This window comes from Moraxella caprae DSM 19149 (assembly GCF_000426885.1).
GTDB lineage: Bacteria > Pseudomonadota > Gammaproteobacteria > Pseudomonadales > Moraxellaceae > Moraxella > Moraxella caprae.
Genome location: NZ_AUGF01000023.1, coordinates 1 through 18,687, shown reverse-complemented (window position 1 = coordinate 18,687; position 18,687 = coordinate 1). Strand labels below are relative to the sequence as shown.

Here is an 18,687-nt window from a genome sequence, read left to right as displayed (position 1 = left end):
CAATGGCAACCGACAATCCAGCCTTGATAGAACGCCTAAGCGAAATCGCCAAAACCGCCCAAAACCTAGGGCGTGGCGAAAAATCACGCTACCTACAAACCAAAGCGGACGAGCTGGGTATGAGCGTCTCAACACTGTATCGCAAGCTAGAAAGTGTGGCGGTCAAACCTACTCGCAAAGCAAGAAGTGATAAAGGCGAGATGACTTTGACCCTTGATGATGCCAAGCTCATCAGTAGCGTGGTAATGGAGGGTATGCGAAAAAATGGCAAACGTATTATGACGGTGGAGCGAGCGGTAACGATGCTTCGTGCTAACGGTATGATACAGGCGTGCCACACAGACGGAACGGCATTGTCGGTAGGGGCGATTGTGCGTGGGCTAAAAGCCTATCATCTGCACCCAGATCAACTGTTAGAGCCTGCCCCTGTGGTGTCGATGAAAAGCCTACACCCCAATCATCTGTGGCAAATTGACCCCAGTCTGTGCGTCTTGTACTACTTGCCACGAGCAGGTAAAGATACAGGACTGCGTGTGGCAAGTCACGACGAATTTTATAAAAACAAGCCCGCCAATGTCGTCAAAATCATCAATGACCGTGTGTGGCGATACACAGGTACAGACCACGCCAGCGGGGTGATTTATTGTCATTATTATTTTGGTGGGGAAACTTCGGCAAATTTGTGCGACTTTTTTATTCGTATGATGTCGCCCAAAGCCGACATTGGCAAAGACCCTATCCGTGGCGTACCAAAGATGGTTATGCTAGACCCCGGTTCGGCTAACACCAGCTCGGCTTTTAAGACCTTATGCCAAGCCCTAGATGTAATGGTGCAAATCAACAAGCCTAATAACCCACGAGCCAAAGGGCAAGTGGAAAAAGCCAACGACATTGTCGAGACGCATTTTGAGAGTGGCTTAAAGTTTGTGGAAGTGAATGACATTGATACTCTAAATGCCTTGTGTGATAAGTGGCTACGCTATTTTAATAGCCAAGCCATTCACTCACGCCACGGTATGACTCGCTATAAAGCGTGGCAAAAGATAAAGTCGGACGAGCTTATCATCGCTCCACCTGCCGAGTATTGCAAATCGCTTGCTTTGTCTGTGCTAAAAGAAGCCAAAGTCACCCCAGAGCTTGAAATTCGCTACAAGGGCAAGGTGTACGATGTCTCAGCATTGCCTGTACTTGTCGGACAAAAAATCCTAGTCGCCCAAAATCCGTGGGAAGTGGACGGTGCTAGGGTCTGTGTACCGACCGCAGATGGTGTTGGCGAGAATTGGGTGGCTGTGCCAGAAGTGGTCTTTGATGAGATGGGCTTTCGTGAAAATGCCATCATCGTGGGTCAAGGCTATAAGGCTCATAATGACACCAAAGCCCAAACACACGCCAAAGAATTGCAAAAAATCGCTATGGGGACAGATACGCTTGAACAAGCACAAATCAAACGCAAAGCCAAGGCTCTACCCTTTGATGGCAAACTTGACCCCTATAAGCACAACGATACGGTACTTGACAATGATAACACGCTGTACATGCCCAAAAAAGGCGTGCAGAGCGTGGAGCAAAGCCGTTATGAGCGAGCGATTGCCGAGCCTGTCCTATCCAAAGTGGACATCGCCAAGCAACTAAAACCACGCTTAGAAGCACTGGGGGCGGATTGGAGCTTGGCGGTCAAGGTACTACAAGAACGCTACCCTGATGGCATTCACGCAAGCGGTCTTGATGAAGTGTTTAGTGAACTGTGCGAAGAGTCTACCTTTAAACAGATTTTAAAAATTGCATAAGGATTAGGAATGAAAACCGCCTTTAACGAACTTGGAAAATCTTATCAGACCGTGGCAAATGAGTTGGGTATTAGCAAAACGGCTCTTGTCAATGCTGTGGTTCACGGTGTGTTTCCAAGCAAAAATACCAAACAATTTAAGGCAAATCTTGCCAACCATTTTATTAAAAATGGGGTCAGCGTGCCAAGCATTTTGACCCAAAGCCAAAACCCAAAAACTCCCATAAGTCAAGATAAGGATGAACTTATGCTACTTAGAAAATCCACCCTAAACCCCCAAACTCGCCGTCATTTTGGGCTTGCCAAAGACCCCTTTGATGACGAAATCCGCTCATCAGACGATATTTTTAAATCCGATGATGTCCGCTATATCCGTGAACGCCTATATGATGTGGCAAGTAATGGCGGGTTTCTTGCGGTCATTGGCGAGAGCGGTGCAGGCAAATCTACCCTGCATGAGGATTTGCACGACCGACTTTTTAAGAACGGCAAGCCTACCGTTATTATTGAACCGTATGTGCTGGCGATGGAGGATAATGACATCAAGGGCAAAACCTTAAAATCGGTACACATTGCCGAAAGTATCTTGGAGGCGGTTGCTCCAAGCGAAAAACCCAAAAGAAGCCCAGAGGCTCGCTTTCGTCAAATCCACAAGGCTCTAACCGAAAGCCACAAGGCGGGCAATCGCCACTTGATTGTCATTGAGGAGGCTCACGGCTTGCCCATTCCCACCTTAAAGCACCTAAAATAAAAGCAGGTTTTGACCGCTTGCTTGGCATTGTGCTGATTGGACAGACCGAGCTTGCCACCAAATTGGCTGAAAATAACCCAACCGTGCGTGAAGTGGTGCAACGCTGTGAGATTGCCACCTTAGAGCCTTTGACCGATGGTAAATTGGCGGGTTACTTAAAGCATAAATTTGAGCGAGCAGGAGGCGATATTAAACAAATCTTAGATGAGTCCGCCCTTGATGCGATAAGTCAGCGTCTGACCGTCAAATCTCGCACCAAAGCTGGCACGCACGAACACAGTCTGCTTTATCCTTTGGCGGTCAATAACCTAGTCGCCCACGCTATGAACGAAACCGTTTATTTGGGTTTTGACAAGGTAGATGGCGATATTATCAAAAGCATTTAAGGAGCAAAAAATGAACACTCAAAACCCTAAATCCAAAGACAAACACCCAAGCCTATCGGTGTCCGAATACCTGTGGCTACAACACGAAAAGAAGCGACTGGCAAAAATGGATATGGACATCGTGCGTATGCAATACCGCCAAGACCGCCAGTCTGCGTGGATTGCCTTGCTTATCTTGACCGTGATTGTACTGGCGATTGGCTTGGTGTTTGTGCTGATATTTTAGGAGTGAATTATGCCAATGATGATACATATTGATGACAACACCGATGCTCAGTATTCTCTGCCAATGCTATTGCTTGATGAAGCCTTGCAAATCCTAATCAAAAATGGCGAGCTTGACAAAGAAAAACTGGCAACGGCGATTATGACCGCTAAAGATGATTTATTCAAACTCAACCAAGACAATGACGACCACTTGCTAAAAATGCGACTGTTTATGACCGCTCACACTTTACAATGTCGTTATCTTGAATTACCTTAACCAACCCAATTGGAGTAATTTATGACCGAACAAACCCCAATCGCTAATACCGCCATTCCTGACGGCTACCGCCTAAACGACAAGGGACACCTTATCCCCCTTGATAAAATCAAGGAAATTGACAAGCTAAGAGACGAAACTGTCATCAATCTTGTGGGGCAAGCCCTAAGCCTACAAATCCAAATGCGGGCGGTAAAAGAGCAGTTTTTTGCTGAATTTCACAACTTCGTGGAACTCTCCGCCCAAGAGTACGATACTCATATTGGCGGTAAAAAAGGCAATGTTAGCTTGATGAGCTTTGATGGCAAATACAAAGTGCAAATTGCTATCCAAGATAACCTTGTATTTGACGAACGCTTGCAGGTTGCAAAATCCTTGATTGACGAATGTCTGCGTGAGTGGACAGCCGACAGCAACGACAACATCAAAGCCATCATTGACAATGCTTTTGCGGTGGACAAAGAAGGCAAAATTAACATTCGCCGAGTGCTATCCTTGCGTAGTCTTAACATCACAGATGACAAATGGCAAAAAGCAATGACCGCCATCAGTGATGCCACCCAAGTCATCTCATCAAAAGAATATATGCGGTTTTATGAGCGAGATGAATACGGAAAATATCAGCAAATTAGCCTTGATTTTGCCAATCTTTAATCCCCCCCTAAAAACAAAAGAGCAAAACAATGGCAAGCGTTGGTCGCCTTGTCATTGTCCTAGCAGACCATTTTAAAAGGTAACATATTATGAACAAACAAGAACTCGTTAAATCTGTCTATGACAAACTAGACGGCTTACCCCTAAAACAAGCCGAGAATGCGGTCAATGCGGTGCTGGGTAGCATTAAAGACGAACTGGCAAAAGGTGGCGAAGTCAATCTGGTGGGCTTTGGCTAGTTTACCATCAAAACCCACAAAGAACGCACGGGGCGTAACCCCAAAACAGGCGAAAAATTGACAATCTTAGCAAAAAAAGTACCGTCGTTTAAAGCGGGCAAAGGGCTAAAAGAAGCCGTTAATTAAACACACCAAGCCCAAATGATAAGCAGGGGTAAGCCTTGCTTATCATCACCAATTTAAGGAAAATCAAAATGAGCCAACACAAAACCAAACTAACTGCATTAAATAAGCCCAAACTCATTCAGCTTATCCATATCGGCAAAAGTAAACTGTGCCTAGATGACGATACCTACCGCTCGCTCCTTGTGGCGATGACTAGCAAAGACAGCACCAAAGCGATGAATGTCTATGAATTAAACAAGGTATTGACAAGATTAAAACAGCTTGGGTTTGTGGTAACACACAAGAAAAAAGACCCAAAGCCCATAGACGATAAGGCAAGTCTTGACATAGAACAACAAATCAAACTTATCCGCCATCTGTGGCTGGATTTACACGCACTCGGAGCGGTTAGAAATGAGAGTGAGCAAGCACTGGCAACTTATATCAAAAATCAAACCCAAACCGCCATAGATGATTTGAGTGGTGAGCAAGCCAGTAATGTCATAGAACGCTTAAAAAACTGGCGTAAACGGGTAGAAAAAACCAAACCAACACTTAACCAAAGGAAGCCAAAATGAGCAAATCCCGCCAACACGAATTTAGTCAAGCCCTCTATGACATCATCTATCACGCCCTAATCCGTCAGGGCATGACAAGTCATCAGGCACTCACGGTCGCAGAAGAAAGCACCGACACCGTGCTTGATGAGTTTGGCGGTGAGAATTTGTACATTCCCAAAAACATCTCTGGCAAAGCCGCCCGCCGTAACCGCCAAATCTATGATGAGTTCACGGGCGACAACCACGAAGTCCTTGCCAAAAAGTATGGTGTAACCTTGCAACGCATTTACGCCATTATCAAAGAACAACGCCAATTTGAGTTTAATACCCGCCAATTCTCCTTGTGGGACGATTGATGTTATCCAAACGCCCCACAAAAGGCGGTCAAAAACGGTCAAAACCGCTTTTAACGCCCTTATCCCACCAAATCCCCACACCACCCCAAATACGCCCTAAAAGCCCCAAAATAGCCCCCTAAAATCGCCCATTTTCAAATCCTAGTAAAATCCTTAATGTATCCACCGAATTTCTTAAAACGCTTATCTACAATAGTAGAAATTATGTTAATGTCGTTAGACAAAACATATTATACAAGATTGTGCCTAGCAAATAAATTATTAAAACACTTTAAAAGACCAATCCCACAAAGTCTTGCATAATAACCCAAAAATATGGGGTTAATGTTATGCAAACCATACAACACGAAATCTTTATCGCTGGCACACGAGCCGATAACTCGGGCAAAGAAGTTACCATCACGCCTGACGACCTTAATGCCATTGCAAAGGGCTACAATCCGAGCTTTCACGAAGCCCCCATCGTCATCGGACATCCAGACGATAACGCCCCTGCTTATGGCTGGGTCAAATCCCTATCCGCCAAAGGCGACAAACTGTATGCCCAGTTTGGCGAAATGGACGCAGGCTTTGTGGACTTGGTTAAACAAGGTCGTTATAAGAAACTCTCCGCCAGCTTCTACCCGCCCAAACACCCAAGCAATCCTAAGCCTGATAACTGGTATTTACGCCATATTGGGTTTTTAGGAGCATTGCCCCTGCGGTCAAAGGCTTATCGCCTGTCAGCTTTAATGATAATAGCGACGGCGTTGTCAGCTTTGGCGAGCTGTCCGAGAGTGAAAAACTTGTCTTTGATATTAAGAGCGTCTTTGCCAGATTTTTTAATTTTAGTGAAGCTCCTACAAATCAAGCTGACACAGTAAATCCAAGCGTGGACACCAACACTCAACCAAAAACCAATACTGATGGCGATAGCAAATCCGATGACCTAAATTCCACCCCAACCCAAAGCAACCAAAGTGAGAATACAATGAATCAAGATGTAACCGAAGCACTGGCACGAGCCGAAAAAGCCGAAGCCGAACTTGCCAAGTTTAAAGCCCTTCAAGCCAAAAAAGAGCGAGATGTGGCAAATACCGTCAATGCCAATTTTGCTGAAAGCCTTGTCAAAGACGGCAAGATTAAGCCCTGTGATAAGGAGCTATTGACCCAAGTGTTAAACTTTGCCGAATTTCCAAACGACACCACCGCTGACTTTGGCGAAGGCGATGACAAAAAGCCATTGGCGGTCGCCTTTAAAGAATTTTTGGGCAACTTGCCAAAACAGCATTCACATTTGACCGACAAAGTTACCAAAAGCACGGTCAATTTTAGCGAAAATATGTCCCACCACGAGCGAGCGGTCGCCTTGATGAAATCCGAAAACATCAGTTATGAAGAAGCTGCCCGCCGCACGGCTTGATTTTTAAATAATTTTAGGAGTTTTTATGAGTGCAACACATTTACAAAACTTGCGTGGCAAAGACGAAGTTTTAACCAATCTTGCCCTAGGCTATATGCAGTCGGATTTTATTGGCGAGCAGATTATGCCTGTGGTTTATACCGATAAAGAAGGCATTAAAGTGCCGATTTTTGGCAAGGGTTCGCTGGTGGAATATGAAACCGAGCGAGCAGTCGGTGCAGCCAGCAACATCATCACGCTAGATAAAACCACGACAATGCCTGTGGTGCTAGAAGAACACGACTTAGCCGCAGGCGTGGATTACCGTGAACAGCACGAGAGCCAATTTGACGAACACGCCAAAGCCACCCGCCGTGTCACCCAAGGGGTGCAACTTCGCCAAGAAGCCGAAATCGCTCGCCTTATCCAAACAAAATCGGTCTATGCCAACGCCCACAGCAAGGACTTTGCATCCGCCAAGTGGACAGCAGACGATGCCGACATTCAGACCATCATTGACGATGCCAAAGAGCAGGTGCGAAGTGCAACAGGCGTAACCCCAAAGACGCTCGTACTAAGCGGTCAGGTCTATACCCAAATCCGCCGAAGTGCCAAACTTCGCTCGCTGATTAGCGATAGTGCCAATAAGCCACTGCTCAATGTCGCCACGCTCAAAGAGCTGTTAGAGCTAGATGAAATTCTCATCGGTAATGCGGTATCAATCCCAGTGGGCAATAAGCAAACCAAACCGATTTGGGGTAATTTTGCCAGTCTGATTGTCCGCCCAGACCAAGTACCAAGCGGTAATGATGAGGGCGTACCTGCGTTTGGCTATACTTTCCGTCGCCGTGGGTTGCCTGTCGTGGACAGATATGATGGCGAAGGCGGTAAGGTGCAGTATGTGCGTTATACCGACATTCGCAAAGCTGCTGTCGTGGGCGGTGCGTGTGGTTTCTTGTTTGAAAATGTGATTTAACCTTTGGAGATTAAAATGACCAAAATTACCCAAGAAGACTTGCAAGCCTTGATTGACAAGGAAGAATATGCCCGCTTTGGCGAAACCTGCACGGTGTGTGCCTTGACTTTAAAAAGTGGCTATACCGTGATTGGTAAATCTGGCTGTATTGACCCCAAACAATTTGATGAAAACATTGGGCGTAAAATTGCCTTTGATAATGCTATTAACGAGCTGTGGGCATTGCACGGCTATCACATCAAAAACACGCTTTTGCAAGGAGAATAACAATGGCAAATCCAACCAAATCAGCAATCGTTGCCGTTACTATGCTGGCAATGAGCGAACTTATCGGCAATCGTTTTGTATCCGCCAAGGGAAGACAAGCCACCGCTGACGACCCTATTTTTGGTATTGTGCCTGTGGACGCAAAACAAGGTGAGTCCGTGGCGGTAGAAATTTTGGGTGTAGGTATTGTGGAGTCTGGCGGTGCGATTGCCCAAGGCGACAAAGTCGGCTCAGACGCCCAAGGCTGTGCCATCAAGTCCGAAACAGGGCAATTTCTCGCCCTATCATCGGCAAGCGGTGCAAACAAACCTGTCAAAGTCCTATTAAGATAAGGAGCAAGCAATGAAAAAAGTCCAAGTAAACACGCCTTTAATCCTTGAGCAAAATGGCGAAATGGTACGCATTGAAACAGGTCAAATCATTGATTTGACTGACGAAGTGTATGCCGAGGTGTCTGCCCATACCACGCTACTTGATGATGTGTCAGATGAGCCAGTCGATGAACCTGTATCCGAGCCAGTTTTTGAATCAGAGCCAACACTAGAAGTCCAAGATGAGCCAAGCCTTGACGAAGTCGCCCCACAAGCGGATGACACCGAAAGTGGTGAAGCTATCAGCGATGAAGCAGTTACTAGCGACGCCCCAACCAACAGCGAAACTGCCGAACCCAAAAAATCCACTCGCAAAAAGGCTTAAATAATGACCCATACCGCCCCTTATGTCAGCCGTGAAGATATGATTGCCTTGTGTAGCAAGGTAGAGCTTATCCAGCTTAGCCGTGATGACCTTACCAATCACTATGATTATCAAGATATCGAGCCTGATTGGGCGGTGGTGGATAAAGCAATCAGCCATGCTTGCCAAGTGGCGGACGGCTATTTGGCGGGGCGTTATGCTCTGCCTTTGCAATCTGTGCCAACGCTTTTAAATACTTGGTGTGGCGACATTGCCCGCTATTGGTTGCATAAACGACGGATTAACGCCAGTGAAATGCCAAAAACCTTGCAAACTGCCTATGATGATGCTTTAAAAATGTTAAATCTTGTTCAAAATGGCAAAATGCACCTATTTGCCACCGACCTTACCAAAAACGAAAACGCCTTACACAAAGAGCGTGGGGCGTACCGAGTACGCTCTCGTGGCAAGAGTGATTGGAGTGGTTACTGATGACAGACAGCATTACTTTGGCGATTTTGGCAAGTGTGCGAGAAAAGCTCCGTCAGGATTTGCCAAGTATAGAAGTGGATTTATTTCCTGATAATCCTGCCACTTATCGCTTTATGCACGCTGTTGGGGCGGTACTGATTGGCTATCAGGGGTCGGATTATGAGATGACGGACGATACGCACGCCATTGTCCAAACTCGTAAATTAACCTTTTCGCTAACGGTCTTTGGGCGTGGCGTCCATCACGATAAAGGAGCGATTGCTTTACTAGACAAAGTGCGAGCGGTCATCACAGGTTTTCGCCCTAAGCATTGCAACAAAATTCATCTGGTCAGTGAACGCTATCTGCATCAAGACGGAGGGGCGTGGCAATATGAGTTAAAGATACGCATCGAGACCCAAAGCGTGGAAGTCTGTCAGCCTGATAATCGCCCCAAAGTGGTGCAAGTCCACACAAGACGCCCCTTTGACCCTTTAAATTCAACCCTTAAAAAGAAAACCCCTTAACTTAAAAGGAGTATTTTATGTCTTTTCATCACGGCACCGAAACCAAACGCATTGACGGTGGTTCTAGTCCTGTCTATACTGTAAACGGTGCAATTACTGCCATTGTGGGGACTGCCCCCATTGGTGATGTCAATGTGCTAACCCTATGTCAAACCAATAAAGATTTTGCCAAGTTTGGTGGTGATGAAGCCACCAAAGCAGGCTTTACCTTGCCTGATGCTTCTCATATCTGGACACGCTACAAAGCAGGTCTTGCTTATGTGGTTAATGTCTGCGACCCTGCTCGCCACAAGACTGTCGTTACTGATGAAGTCTTAACCGTAGATGTTAATACTTTGACTGCCAAAACCCGCAAACCTGCCATTCAACGGGGTTATACTGTCAAAGACGGTCAAACCGTACTAAATGCCAACCAATACACCATTAACACGCTGACAGGCGAGATTGCCTTTAACGCTCGCCCCACCGCCCCAACCATTAGCTATACTTACACCGACCCTGCCAAAGTTACCGAAGCCGACATTTTGGGCGGATTTGTGGCAAGCACAGGCAAACGCACAGGCTTGGAGCTTTTGACCGAAGGTTTTGGTAAGTTTGGGGCGGATGCCAAAATCATCATCGTGCCAGAGTATGATAAGACCGCCACGGCAAGCAGTGCGATGATTGCCGTGGCAAACAAGCTAAACGCCATCGCCTACATCAACGCCCCCAAAGGGACCAACTTATCCATCGTCCTACAAGGGCGTGGGGCAAGTGGCACGATTAACTTTAACACAAGTTCCGACCGTGCCGAGCTGTGTTATCCGTATGTCGTGGGTATTCTTGGCACAGAACACCTTGCCACGCATTTGGCAGGTCTGCGTATGAAAGTCGATGTGGACAAAGGCTATTGGCATTCAAAATCCAACCACGAGCTACTTGGTGTAACTGCCCTAGAAATCCCGCTCACCGCTCGTATTGATGACCCACAAAGCGAGACCAACCGCTTAAACGAAAAAGGCATTACCACCGTCTTTAACAGCTATGGCACAGGCTTTCGGGCTTGGGGTAACCGCTTGGCGTGTTTTCCGTCCGTCAGTCATATCAAAAACTTTGAAGTGGCACAGCGTACAGGCGACATCATTGATGAATCTATCCGCCAGTTTGAGCTGCAATATGTGGACAGACCCATTGATGATGCTCTGATTGACAGTCTTATCGAGGGCATTCGCACTTATTTGGGAACACTTAAATCCATTGTTGGCTACTCGGTGTCATTGGATTATGAATACGACCTTGTGGACGCATTTAGCAAAGGGCAAATTCCGCTCGTCTATGACTACACACCAAAACTGCCTGCCGAACGCATTACCAATGCCAGCGTAATGACAAGAAAATACCTGGTCAATTTGACTGGTAAGAAATAAGGCGACTTTTTAGGAGATAACAATGCAAATTAACGCCATTTTTAACGCCAATATTTATGTCAATGGTAACAGCCTACTGGGTCAAGCCAGTGAAATCAAGCTACCTGATGTGGAAGTCAGTCAAGATGAATATAAGGGTCTTGGACTGGTCGGTACGATTAAACTTCCTAGCGGTGTAGAAGCAATGGAAGGGGAAATCACTTGGAACAGCTTTTATGAAGAAGTATTTGCTACCATCTACCATCCATTTAAAGCGGTTCAGCTGATGGTGCGTGCTGATATTCAAAAGCACGATGCACAAGGCTTGGCAGCAGAAGTACCACTGGTTACAATCCTAACAGGCACATTCTCCAAAAACCCTATGGGAAGCTACAAACCCAAAGAAAAGGCGGAGTTTTCCAGCACTTTTCAAGCCCACGAAGTGCGTCAGCTCGTGGACGGCAAAGAAGTGTTTTATTTTAATGCCTTTAAAAATGAATACCGTGTGGGTGGCACGGATGTGCTGGCGAGCTTTCGCCGTGTGGTGGGGGCGTAAAGCCCAGACCCAAACAAAACCCCCAAACCGTGAGATTTGGGGGTTTATTGGTATTTGAGCTTAGGGCATTGGGGTAAGTTTTAGCTCTACGGTTTTTAGGCGTTCTTTTATCATTGATAAGGTGTCAATAAAACTGGTGTGCGACAGCTGAATGGTGTCTGTGTCAGTTTGTGATGCCCCCAAATCAATCATCACATCAAGCAAGCCAATCACTTCGCTTAGGGGAATGGTGTCCCATTCTTCAATCATCATCTTCATCTTACACCCCCAAAGTTAGCTGTTTTGCTTGTTTGGCTTGGTAGCCCAATCGCCCCATTTGTTGATACTTTTCATTGGGTGTGTAGTCAATAAAGCCCAAGCGAGCAAGTTTTGATAAGCGGTGGCGAATGGTGGTGTCAGACACACCCAAAAGCAGGGCAATCTCTCGCTGTGATAATCCCATCTTGCGATAAGTGATGAGCTTTAACAACTCTGGCTGTGTCCGCAGTACTTCATCTTGAAGTTCATCAATCAGCCAAGCGGTGTCGTTATCCACTTTGTCTAGTAGGGCGTGTTGGTTGTTTTCTAGTTCTTGCCAACGGCGGTTAATGCGAATTCGTGTTTCGGTATGATAGCCACTAATCAAATCAACGCATTGCTCTTTGGTAAGCAAGAATTCATTATATTCTTGACCGTTTTGGTGGTTGATGTAGGGGGTGTGTCCAACTTTGGGCATACCCATTTTTTCATAGGTAGTGTTGAGATTGTCAATATCACGGCAAACGTGGCGGTGCTTTTTGCCACAGAGTTCTGCAACTTCACGGCTTGACATTGTTTGGCGATTGCCAGTAGGTAGGATTGTAGACATAAATGTCTCCTTGTAAAAAGTTTCTAAGTTTAACCCTAAAATAGGGTGCCAACAGGTTAGAAAACCGTTACAAGTCGGTCGGGATTATTCCCCCACAAGTGGGGTATTGTATTCTCCGCCCTGTCGGCATAATTGAGATAGTCTTGCCAAAATTTCACATCAAGGCAAATTTTGGACATAAAAATACCGCAAAGTCTGTCGGGTGCGGATGTCCGCTTGTAATTCAGGTTTCTACGCCTGTTGGGGGATATTATACCCCACTTTTTCACTGTATGCAACAGCCTTTCACTTTTTTTATCTAAAATTTTCTTAAAACCCTTTAAAAGACCCTATCTTTGCCACGCCCTATAATAATCCGTGCAACGCTGGTGGGGCAATCACGGTTGCCCCACACATTTTATTCACTTATTGGAGCTGTTATGAGCATTAGCATTACCCTTAACTTTCCCATCACGCTTGGCACAGGCGAAGTGCTTGACACCCTAAGTGTCCGCCGTGCCAAAGTCAAAGACATCCGAAAAATGAGCGAACACAAAAACGATGCAGACAAAGAAATGCACCTACTGTCTAGCTTGACAGGGCTTGTGCCAGAAGACCTTGATAACCTTGACATCAGCGACTATGCCAAGTTACAAGAAGTGATGAAGGAGATGGCGGCGGGAAAGTAGAGGAGCTGGACGAGGCGCTCGCTGACCTTGCGTGGTGGTTTGGCTTTTCGCATTTTGACTTAGAAGAAATGACAATCAGCGAGATAAAGCGATGGATAGCCCAAGCCACACGGCAAATCAAAGCAGGCTATCAAAAAACCGCCTTTTAGGGGCGGTTTGGGGTGGGTTCTTTTGTGGGGTCTTGTACGCCATAGCGAATTAACTCGTAAATCTCTCTAAACAGCTCAAACAAGGCACGCACAATCTCAAAGGAGATTTTAAGCAAACTCCACACCGCGGGCAACAAAGCAACAAACGCATAGCCAAGCAAAAACCCAATAATCGCACTTGCAAGCATACACTCCCCCTTAAATAATTAGGATTATTGTACCTTATGGCAACCGAATTATCAATATCCATTGTCGCAACCGCCGCCATCGGTGGGGCAATGAGAGCCTTTACTCAGCTTGGCGGTGGCGTACAATCCTTGCGGTCAGCCACTCGCATTGCAACCGATGAACACAGACGACTGGGCGGACAGATTGACCGTGCGATGACCAGAGGGTCTGGCAATGTGGGCGAGTTGATTGGGCAGTATTATCGGCTTGGCGATAGTATCAGAAGTGTCAATCGTGTGGCAGATATGCGAACTCGTGTGGATGCCCATATTGAAAATGCTAGGCAAATTCGTAGCAGTCTGATGAGCGAAGCGATGGATTTGGTGGGTCTTGGGGCGACGGTTGCGATGCCTGTCAAGCTTGCCATTGACTTTGAAAGTGCGATGGCAGATGTCAAAAAAGTGGTGGATTTTGACACGCCACAGCAGTTCAAACAAATGCAAGACGACATTTTAAGGCTGACCCATACCATTCCAATGGCAGGAACAGAGATTGCACAAATCGTTGCCGCAGGTGGGCAATCAGGCGTGGCTCGTGAAAACCTGCTCGGCTTTGCAACTAACGCCGCCAAAATGGGTGTTGCCTTTGATATGGCGGCAGGAGACGCTGGTAAGGCAATGGCAACGCTGTCTAATGTCCTAAAAGTGCCGATTGAAAACATTGACCGTCTTGGCGATGCCATTAACCATTTGTCAGACAATGCCAACTCAAATGCCGCCGACATTGTCAATGTGCTTACTCGTGTGGGCGGTACTGCTAGACAATTAAAATTGACCGAAAATCAGGCGGCGGCTCTTGGCTCTACTTTTTTGAGTATGGGTAAACCGCCAGAACTTGCTGCACAAGCAATGGAGGGTATGCTCTCTACAATGGCGATGATGAAAACGGGCAAATACGATGACGACTTAGCAAGGCTTGGCTACAAGACAGGCGAATTTGCCCGTATGATGAACGAAGATGCACAAGGAGCAATCACCCAATTTTTGCAAAAAATCAAAGAGTTGCCAGAAGATGACCAGTATCCCTTTTTGACAAAATTGTTTGGTAGTAACTATAACGATGATGTGCAATTGTTGGCAAATAGCGTTGGTGAGTATGGGCGACAGCTTGACCTACTCAATGAAAAAGACCCATCAGGCAATCTAAGCTATCTTGGCTCAATGAGCCGAGAATTTGACAACCAAGCCGCCACAACCGCAAATCATATCAAAACCCTAAAAAATCAACTGGTGGATTTGGGGGTCAAAGTTGGCTCTGCGGTATTGCCAACCATTGTGGGACTGGTAGGTCAGATTAGCCCAATCGTTACCAGACTGATTGAATGGGCTTCTGCCAATCCTGCTTTGGTTAAAGGATTGGTAACGATTGTGGGTTCTTTGTTTGCTTTTCGTGCCAGTGGTATTGCTGTCAGATTTTTGTTAAATGGGTTGTCATTGTCCATTTTTGGCTTGGGCGGTCAGTTGCTTGGTTTTGTGGGGATTTTTCAAAAGTTTAGATTGGCGTTTGCCTTATTTAGTATGAACAAACCAGCGTCCGCCTTGCAGTTATTTGGCTTAACTTTACGCCAAGCAAGAACGGCGGTATTGGCATTTGGCAAAGGTATGACTTTTGTCAAATCAGGCATTACCGCCCTAACTTCCGCCTTTGGTAGGCTTGGTTCACTCTCTGGCGTGTTCAATGTTCTACGAGTGGCGGTCATGGGCTTTGGTCGGGCTCTTTTGACCACACCGATTGGCTGGCTTGCCCTTGCGTTGGCAGGTGTGGCGTTGGTGGTTTATAAATATTGGACACCGATTAGCTCATTCTTTATGGGTCTGTGGGACGGTATTATGACAGGCGTTGCCCCATTATTGGCAACTTTTAGCGGTATTGGCAGTCAATTATCGGCCACTTTCGCCCCTGTGGTGGCGGTGCTTGGTGGACTATGGGCGAGTATTTCCCCACTTGTTGCCCCAATCATAGATTGGTTCGGTCAATTTTTTTCCCAAAGTCAAAGGGCAGGCGATGGAGCAAGGTCAATGGGTCAAACCGTTGGGGCAGTCATTATTGGCATTGTTAATATTATTGCCTCAGTAGCAAGCACCATCATTGGTGTGTGGAGCGGTGCGTTATCCACGCTCTTTGCGGTGGCAGGCAGTATTTGGAATGGCATTCGTTCACTCTTTGCGGTGGCGGTGGCAGGACTGCGTGCAGTTATCGCTGGATTTAGCCCCGTCTCCGCATTCTCTACCGCCTTTTCCGCCGTTTGGGGCTTTTTAAGTGGGCTTGTGGGTCGCTTTCGCACCTTTGGGGTCAATATCATTCAAGGGCTTATTGGTGGTATTAAATCTATGGCGGGAGCGGTTGTGGGGGCGATTAGTAGTACCATAGGCAATGTTGCTGGCACTGCTAAAAGAATGCTTGGCATTAATAGTCCTAGCCGTGTGTTTCGTCAGTTTGGCTTGTGGGTGTCTGAGGGCTTAGCCATTGGCATTGACAAAGGCGGTCAAAAACCTGTGTCCGCCATTGGCTCTGTCGCAAGTGGCGTAACGGCAAACTTTGGGGCAAAAATGGGCAATCTGTCCGCCCAAATCAGCACAAGTGTGGGTGAACATCAAGCAAGAATGACAAACACCAACGCCACCAATGCCAATAACTTAAACAACCAACAACAAGGCAACATTACCATTCATTTTAATCCTACCATTAACGCAAATGGCAATGATATGGGTAAAATTGAAAGAGCCTTGCAGTTATCACAAGCCGAATTTGAAAAAATGTTCGCTAGAATGCAACAAGACAAACTACGGAGAGCTTACTGATGTACGCCATGCTTGGGCAAATCCCCTTTCTTATGACCGACAGTTTTACCGCCTTGACCACCACACACAACGCCAAATTTGTCCATCACGAAGTTATACAGGGCAAGCCACGCACACAAGGCTTGGGGCTACTCCTTGACAAGCTCAAATTCAGCTTACGCCTGCATTGGCGACTGGGCGATGTGGGTCAGCAGTATCAGGCATTGCACCAAGCCTTTATCTCACAAGATGCACAGGCACTCGTTACAGGCTCAGGGCAGATGATAGGCTTTTACATCATTGATAAATTATCCGTTACCACCACTGCCCAAAATGACACGGGCGATACTTTGGCGATGGACATTGATGTGGATTTGACCGAGTTTATCGGCGACCCGACCGCCCCCAATCCCACGCCAGCCATTGCCACGATGGACAGCGTGCCACTTTTATCGGTTAAAGACGACAGTATCAATGCTCCCATAGACATTGAAACGGCAAGCCTAATGGCAGATGTGGGAGCGTGGCACAGAAGCGACGGACTGCTTGATGGTATCGGGGCAAAAATCGCCTTGCTTGGCGAACTTGGTAATGACCCTGCTCGTTATGCCTTGACCTTATCAGAAATCGTATCAGACGGCACTGGCATTATCAAAGGCTTGTCAAACATTCCTGCTTTGTCCGCTTATGCTGATAAATTGGACGGTATGGGCAAGTTTGGCGGTGCGGTGGCGTATACGCTAGGCAAGGTGGGCGTTGGCATTGGGGCGGTGCAAAGTGGCAACCTGACACAGGCAAAGACCGCCTTTACAGGGGCAATCGGTGCAATGGGCGTGGGTAAATCCACCGTGTCTAAACTCACCGCCAAAATCGCCAGTAAAAAACCCCTAAAACTATTTAAAAGATAGGATTATTTAAAAAATGAGTAGCGTACTAATCCACACCTGCAATGAACACGACCGCTTTGATTTAATCGCCCATCGCTATTATGGCACGGTGGATGAGATTGGGCGGATTATGGACGCCAATCCACGGCTTGCCCTGTCTGAAACTTTGACCGCAGGCACAACTGTCTTTGTGCCGATTATCCAAAAATCGCAAGCCAAAAATGCCAATTTGCCCCCTTGGTTTAGAGACTGACCATTGGAGACCCACAATGATACAAAACACCGACAAGCCCAAATTTGCCGTCATCTATGAGCAAAAAGACATCACAAACGCCATTACGCCATACCTACTGGAAATCACTTATACCGATTATCTCTCCGACCAATCGGACGAAATTACTTTAACGCTTGAGGATGTGAATGGCGACTGGCTGTATGATTGGTATCCTGACAATGGCGATGGCGTGGAATTGTCGCTGGCGGATGATACAGGCGAGCTTATGTCGCTTGGGCGATTTGAGATTAGCGAGATTGAATACCGCTATCCGCCGTCTGTTGTTGTGTTAAAGGCACTCTCCACAGGCATTAGCAAAGCCAATCGCACCATCAAAGCCCGATACCGACATTGCGTTGGATTTCATCCATTCTCGCTTTTAGTCTCTCGTGCTGTTTGCGATAATTTTCAGCGATTTGCAGGGTGCGGATAGAGTAGGCATAGTTGCCATTATCCAGTTTTTGCACCAAGCCCTCACTGATTAAGTCCGCCAAATCACGGCTGACTTGAGTGGGGGTAAATCCTAAGTTATCGGCAATTTCTTTGTTGCTAATCCCAATCAAGGGATGGTTGTGCAATGCCTTAAAAACTTGCAGGATACGAGTACCTTTACCGCTCATTGTGTCCACTCCCAATTACTCGTTACCAAAGAATGCACCGACCCAAAGGCGATTTTTTGGTCGTCTTTATCTAGCTTGCGAAAGTCATCAATCAAAAGCTGTTCAAGGGCGGACAGGTTGTCATAGCTTTCGGTCTCGTTTTGGGTTAGTGGCGTGTCGTCAATCACAACAATGCTTTGGCTGACGGATAGGGTTTCTTGACTAATCATCGCTATTCTCCTGTTTTAAGCCAAGCTCAACAGCGATTTTGTGAGCCTTGCCATAGTTGGCTTGGATTGAGCCATTTAGGATACGACTGACATAGGTTGGGTCATAGCCTCGTTCATTTGCCCAAGAGACAAAAGTCTTACCTTCTGTGGCAAATTCGGCTTTAAGTTGTTCAACTGTTTTAGCCATAATCTTTTTTTCCTAAAATGTAAGAAACTCACCCGTTATTTACACTTTGTTTAAAATAAAACTCCAACCACTCATAAGGAGTAAAAGTTAAAGTTTTTCCTGTAATCTCATCTTTCTTGGTTAAAGATGAATGTGGTCTAACAGTGTTGTAGAAATTAAGAAATCTGGTTAATTCTTGCTTTCTGTGTTCACTGCTGACAAACTCATATTGATTATGCCAAAGCTCCATCAATGTTCGTATGACCCGTTCAGCTTTGCCGTTGGTTTGTGGTCTGCCTA

At 46.4% G+C, this 18,687-nt stretch carries 31 protein-coding genes and 1 pseudogene; 25 read left to right on the top strand and 7 right to left on the bottom strand.

What is annotated here, in order from left to right:
• Positions 1–2 precede the first annotated feature (2 nt).
• From K941_RS0107530 to K941_RS0107445, 19 genes and pseudogenes are all read left to right on the top strand, one after another.
• Positions 3–1,787, top strand: coding sequence for a DDE-type integrase/transposase/recombinase (locus K941_RS0107530; protein ID WP_115341124.1), 1,785 nt, complete (start codon positions 3–5; stop codon positions 1,785–1,787).
• A gap of 9 nt (positions 1,788–1,796) precedes the next feature.
• Complete coding sequence (locus tag K941_RS15130) at positions 1,797–2,537, top strand: AAA family ATPase (protein WP_228130384.1); 741 nt, start codon at positions 1,797–1,799, stop codon at positions 2,535–2,537.
• Positions 2,538–2,554: 17 nt separating this feature from the next.
• Entirely contained in the window at positions 2,555–2,923 is a 369-nt protein-coding gene (locus K941_RS17740; RefSeq protein ID WP_228130383.1) for a hypothetical protein, read from the top strand.
• A 10-nt stretch (positions 2,924–2,933) separates the two neighbouring features.
• A complete protein-coding gene (locus K941_RS0107520) occupies positions 2,934–3,149 on the top strand; it encodes a hypothetical protein (protein ID WP_029103137.1) in 216 nt (71 codons plus the stop codon).
• Positions 3,150–3,158: 9 nt separating this feature from the next.
• The gene (locus tag K941_RS0107515; protein WP_029103136.1) at positions 3,159–3,407 is read left to right on the top strand and encodes a hypothetical protein; all 249 of its coding nucleotides are present in this window, start codon (positions 3,159–3,161) and stop codon (positions 3,405–3,407) included.
• Positions 3,408–3,428: 21 nt separating this feature from the next.
• Positions 3,429–4,061, top strand: a complete 633-nt coding sequence (locus K941_RS0107510) for a DUF3164 family protein (RefSeq protein ID WP_036387834.1) — start codon at positions 3,429–3,431, stop codon at positions 4,059–4,061.
• 89 nt (positions 4,062–4,150) lie between these two features.
• Positions 4,151–4,426: pseudogene (locus K941_RS15125) on the top strand (HU family DNA-binding protein).
• Between the two features lie 68 nt (positions 4,427–4,494).
• Positions 4,495–4,983, top strand: a complete 489-nt coding sequence (locus K941_RS0107500) for a gp16 family protein (RefSeq protein WP_036387832.1) — start codon at positions 4,495–4,497, stop codon at positions 4,981–4,983.
• The gene (locus K941_RS0107495) at positions 4,980–5,321 is read left to right on the top strand and encodes a Mor transcription activator family protein (RefSeq protein WP_029103133.1); all 342 of its coding nucleotides are present in this window, start codon (positions 4,980–4,982) and stop codon (positions 5,319–5,321) included. The genes K941_RS0107500 and K941_RS0107495 overlap by 4 nt, the downstream gene beginning before the upstream one ends.
• A 329-nt stretch (positions 5,322–5,650) precedes the next feature.
• The gene (locus tag K941_RS17505; RefSeq protein ID WP_051225947.1) at positions 5,651–6,184 is read left to right on the top strand and encodes a hypothetical protein; all 534 of its coding nucleotides are present in this window, start codon (positions 5,651–5,653) and stop codon (positions 6,182–6,184) included.
• 8 nt (positions 6,185–6,192) lie between these two features.
• A complete protein-coding gene (locus K941_RS17500) occupies positions 6,193–6,723 on the top strand; it encodes a hypothetical protein (RefSeq protein ID WP_051225946.1) in 531 nt (176 codons plus the stop codon).
• 25 nt (positions 6,724–6,748) lie between these two features.
• Positions 6,749–7,678, top strand: a complete 930-nt coding sequence (locus K941_RS0107480; protein ID WP_029103132.1) for a hypothetical protein — start codon at positions 6,749–6,751, stop codon at positions 7,676–7,678.
• A gap of 15 nt (positions 7,679–7,693) precedes the next feature.
• Entirely contained in the window at positions 7,694–7,945 is a 252-nt protein-coding gene (locus K941_RS0107475) for a Gp49 family protein (RefSeq protein WP_029103131.1), read from the top strand.
• Positions 7,946–7,947: 2 nt separating this feature from the next.
• A complete protein-coding gene (locus K941_RS0107470; RefSeq protein ID WP_029103130.1) occupies positions 7,948–8,277 on the top strand; it encodes a DUF2190 family protein in 330 nt (109 codons plus the stop codon).
• A gap of 10 nt (positions 8,278–8,287) precedes the next feature.
• On the top strand, positions 8,288–8,641 hold the full coding sequence (locus K941_RS0107465) for a hypothetical protein (protein ID WP_029103129.1): 354 nt from the start codon (positions 8,288–8,290) through the stop codon (positions 8,639–8,641).
• A gap of 3 nt (positions 8,642–8,644) precedes the next feature.
• The gene (locus K941_RS0107460; RefSeq protein WP_036387830.1) at positions 8,645–9,112 is read left to right on the top strand and encodes a gp436 family protein; all 468 of its coding nucleotides are present in this window, start codon (positions 8,645–8,647) and stop codon (positions 9,110–9,112) included.
• Complete coding sequence (locus K941_RS0107455; protein ID WP_036387828.1) at positions 9,112–9,618, top strand: Gp37 family protein; 507 nt, start codon at positions 9,112–9,114, stop codon at positions 9,616–9,618. The genes K941_RS0107460 and K941_RS0107455 overlap by 1 nt, the downstream gene beginning before the upstream one ends.
• Before the next feature lie 17 nt (positions 9,619–9,635).
• Positions 9,636–11,024, top strand: a complete 1,389-nt coding sequence (locus tag K941_RS0107450; RefSeq protein WP_029103126.1) for a phage tail sheath family protein — start codon at positions 9,636–9,638, stop codon at positions 11,022–11,024.
• Positions 11,025–11,046: 22 nt separating this feature from the next.
• Positions 11,047–11,559: a phage major tail tube protein gene (locus K941_RS0107445; protein WP_036387826.1), complete on the top strand. Its 513-nt coding sequence runs from the start codon at positions 11,047–11,049 to the stop codon at positions 11,557–11,559.
• A gap of 60 nt (positions 11,560–11,619) precedes the next feature.
• On the opposite strand, the gene K941_RS0107440 is transcribed toward K941_RS0107445, so the two are convergent.
• Together K941_RS0107440 and K941_RS15115 are read right to left on the bottom strand one after the other, a co-directional pair.
• Positions 11,620–11,817: a hypothetical protein gene (locus K941_RS0107440; protein ID WP_029103124.1), complete on the bottom strand. Its 198-nt coding sequence runs from the start codon at positions 11,815–11,817 to the stop codon at positions 11,620–11,622.
• 1 nt (position 11,818) lies between these two features.
• Entirely contained in the window at positions 11,819–12,406 is a 588-nt protein-coding gene (locus K941_RS15115; protein WP_051225945.1) for a Rha family transcriptional regulator, read from the bottom strand.
• Between the two features lie 419 nt (positions 12,407–12,825).
• Here K941_RS15115 and K941_RS0107430 point away from each other — a divergent pair, with 419 nt between their 5' ends.
• Both K941_RS0107430 and K941_RS18095 read left to right on the top strand, forming a co-directional pair.
• The gene (locus K941_RS0107430; protein ID WP_036387824.1) at positions 12,826–13,074 is read left to right on the top strand and encodes a phage tail assembly protein; all 249 of its coding nucleotides are present in this window, start codon (positions 12,826–12,828) and stop codon (positions 13,072–13,074) included.
• A 5-nt stretch (positions 13,075–13,079) separates the two neighbouring features.
• Positions 13,080–13,223 (top strand): GpE family phage tail protein, encoded by a 144-nt coding sequence (locus K941_RS18095; protein ID WP_084137705.1) that lies wholly within the window; start codon positions 13,080–13,082, stop codon positions 13,221–13,223.
• Here the strand turns inward: K941_RS18095 and K941_RS0107425 are convergent.
• Positions 13,220–13,411, bottom strand: coding sequence for a hypothetical protein (locus tag K941_RS0107425; protein ID WP_029103122.1), 192 nt, complete (start codon positions 13,409–13,411; stop codon positions 13,220–13,222). The two genes, K941_RS18095 and K941_RS0107425, sit on opposite strands and share 4 nt — an antisense overlap.
• Before the next feature lie 36 nt (positions 13,412–13,447).
• Between K941_RS0107425 and K941_RS0107420 the strand changes: the two genes are divergently transcribed.
• From K941_RS0107420 to K941_RS17090, 4 genes are read left to right on the top strand one after another with little or no spacing between them, the layout of a single operon-like run.
• A complete protein-coding gene (locus tag K941_RS0107420; protein ID WP_029103121.1) occupies positions 13,448–16,252 on the top strand; it encodes a phage tail tape measure protein in 2,805 nt (934 codons plus the stop codon).
• The gene (locus K941_RS16385; RefSeq protein ID WP_051225944.1) at positions 16,252–17,139 is read left to right on the top strand and encodes a phage tail protein; all 888 of its coding nucleotides are present in this window, start codon (positions 16,252–16,254) and stop codon (positions 17,137–17,139) included. The genes K941_RS0107420 and K941_RS16385 overlap by 1 nt, the downstream gene beginning before the upstream one ends.
• Before the next feature lie 13 nt (positions 17,140–17,152).
• Complete coding sequence (locus K941_RS0107410; RefSeq protein WP_029103120.1) at positions 17,153–17,371, top strand: tail protein X; 219 nt, start codon at positions 17,153–17,155, stop codon at positions 17,369–17,371.
• 16 nt (positions 17,372–17,387) lie between these two features.
• Positions 17,388–17,825 carry a phage late control D family protein gene (locus tag K941_RS17090; RefSeq protein ID WP_029103119.1) on the top strand — a complete coding sequence of 146 codons (438 nt, stop codon included), beginning with the start codon at positions 17,388–17,390 and terminating at the stop codon, positions 17,823–17,825.
• Here the strand turns inward: K941_RS17090 and K941_RS16815 are convergent.
• The 4 genes from K941_RS16815 to K941_RS17495 all read right to left on the bottom strand — a co-directional run.
• Positions 17,725–18,012 carry a helix-turn-helix domain-containing protein gene (locus tag K941_RS16815; RefSeq protein ID WP_084137704.1) on the bottom strand — a complete coding sequence of 96 codons (288 nt, stop codon included), beginning with the start codon at positions 18,010–18,012 and terminating at the stop codon, positions 17,725–17,727. The two genes, K941_RS17090 and K941_RS16815, sit on opposite strands and share 101 nt — an antisense overlap.
• Entirely contained in the window at positions 18,009–18,221 is a 213-nt protein-coding gene (locus K941_RS0107400) for a hypothetical protein (RefSeq protein ID WP_029103118.1), read from the bottom strand. Before K941_RS0107400 ends, K941_RS16815 begins: the two co-directional genes overlap by 4 nt.
• Complete coding sequence (locus K941_RS0107395) at positions 18,214–18,408, bottom strand: DNA-binding protein (RefSeq protein WP_036387822.1); 195 nt, start codon at positions 18,406–18,408, stop codon at positions 18,214–18,216. The genes K941_RS0107400 and K941_RS0107395 overlap by 8 nt, the downstream gene beginning before the upstream one ends.
• Positions 18,409–18,436: 28 nt before the next feature.
• Positions 18,437–18,687: integrase core domain-containing protein (locus tag K941_RS17495; protein ID WP_036387820.1), on the bottom strand; the 251-nt coding region annotated here is incomplete at its 5' end.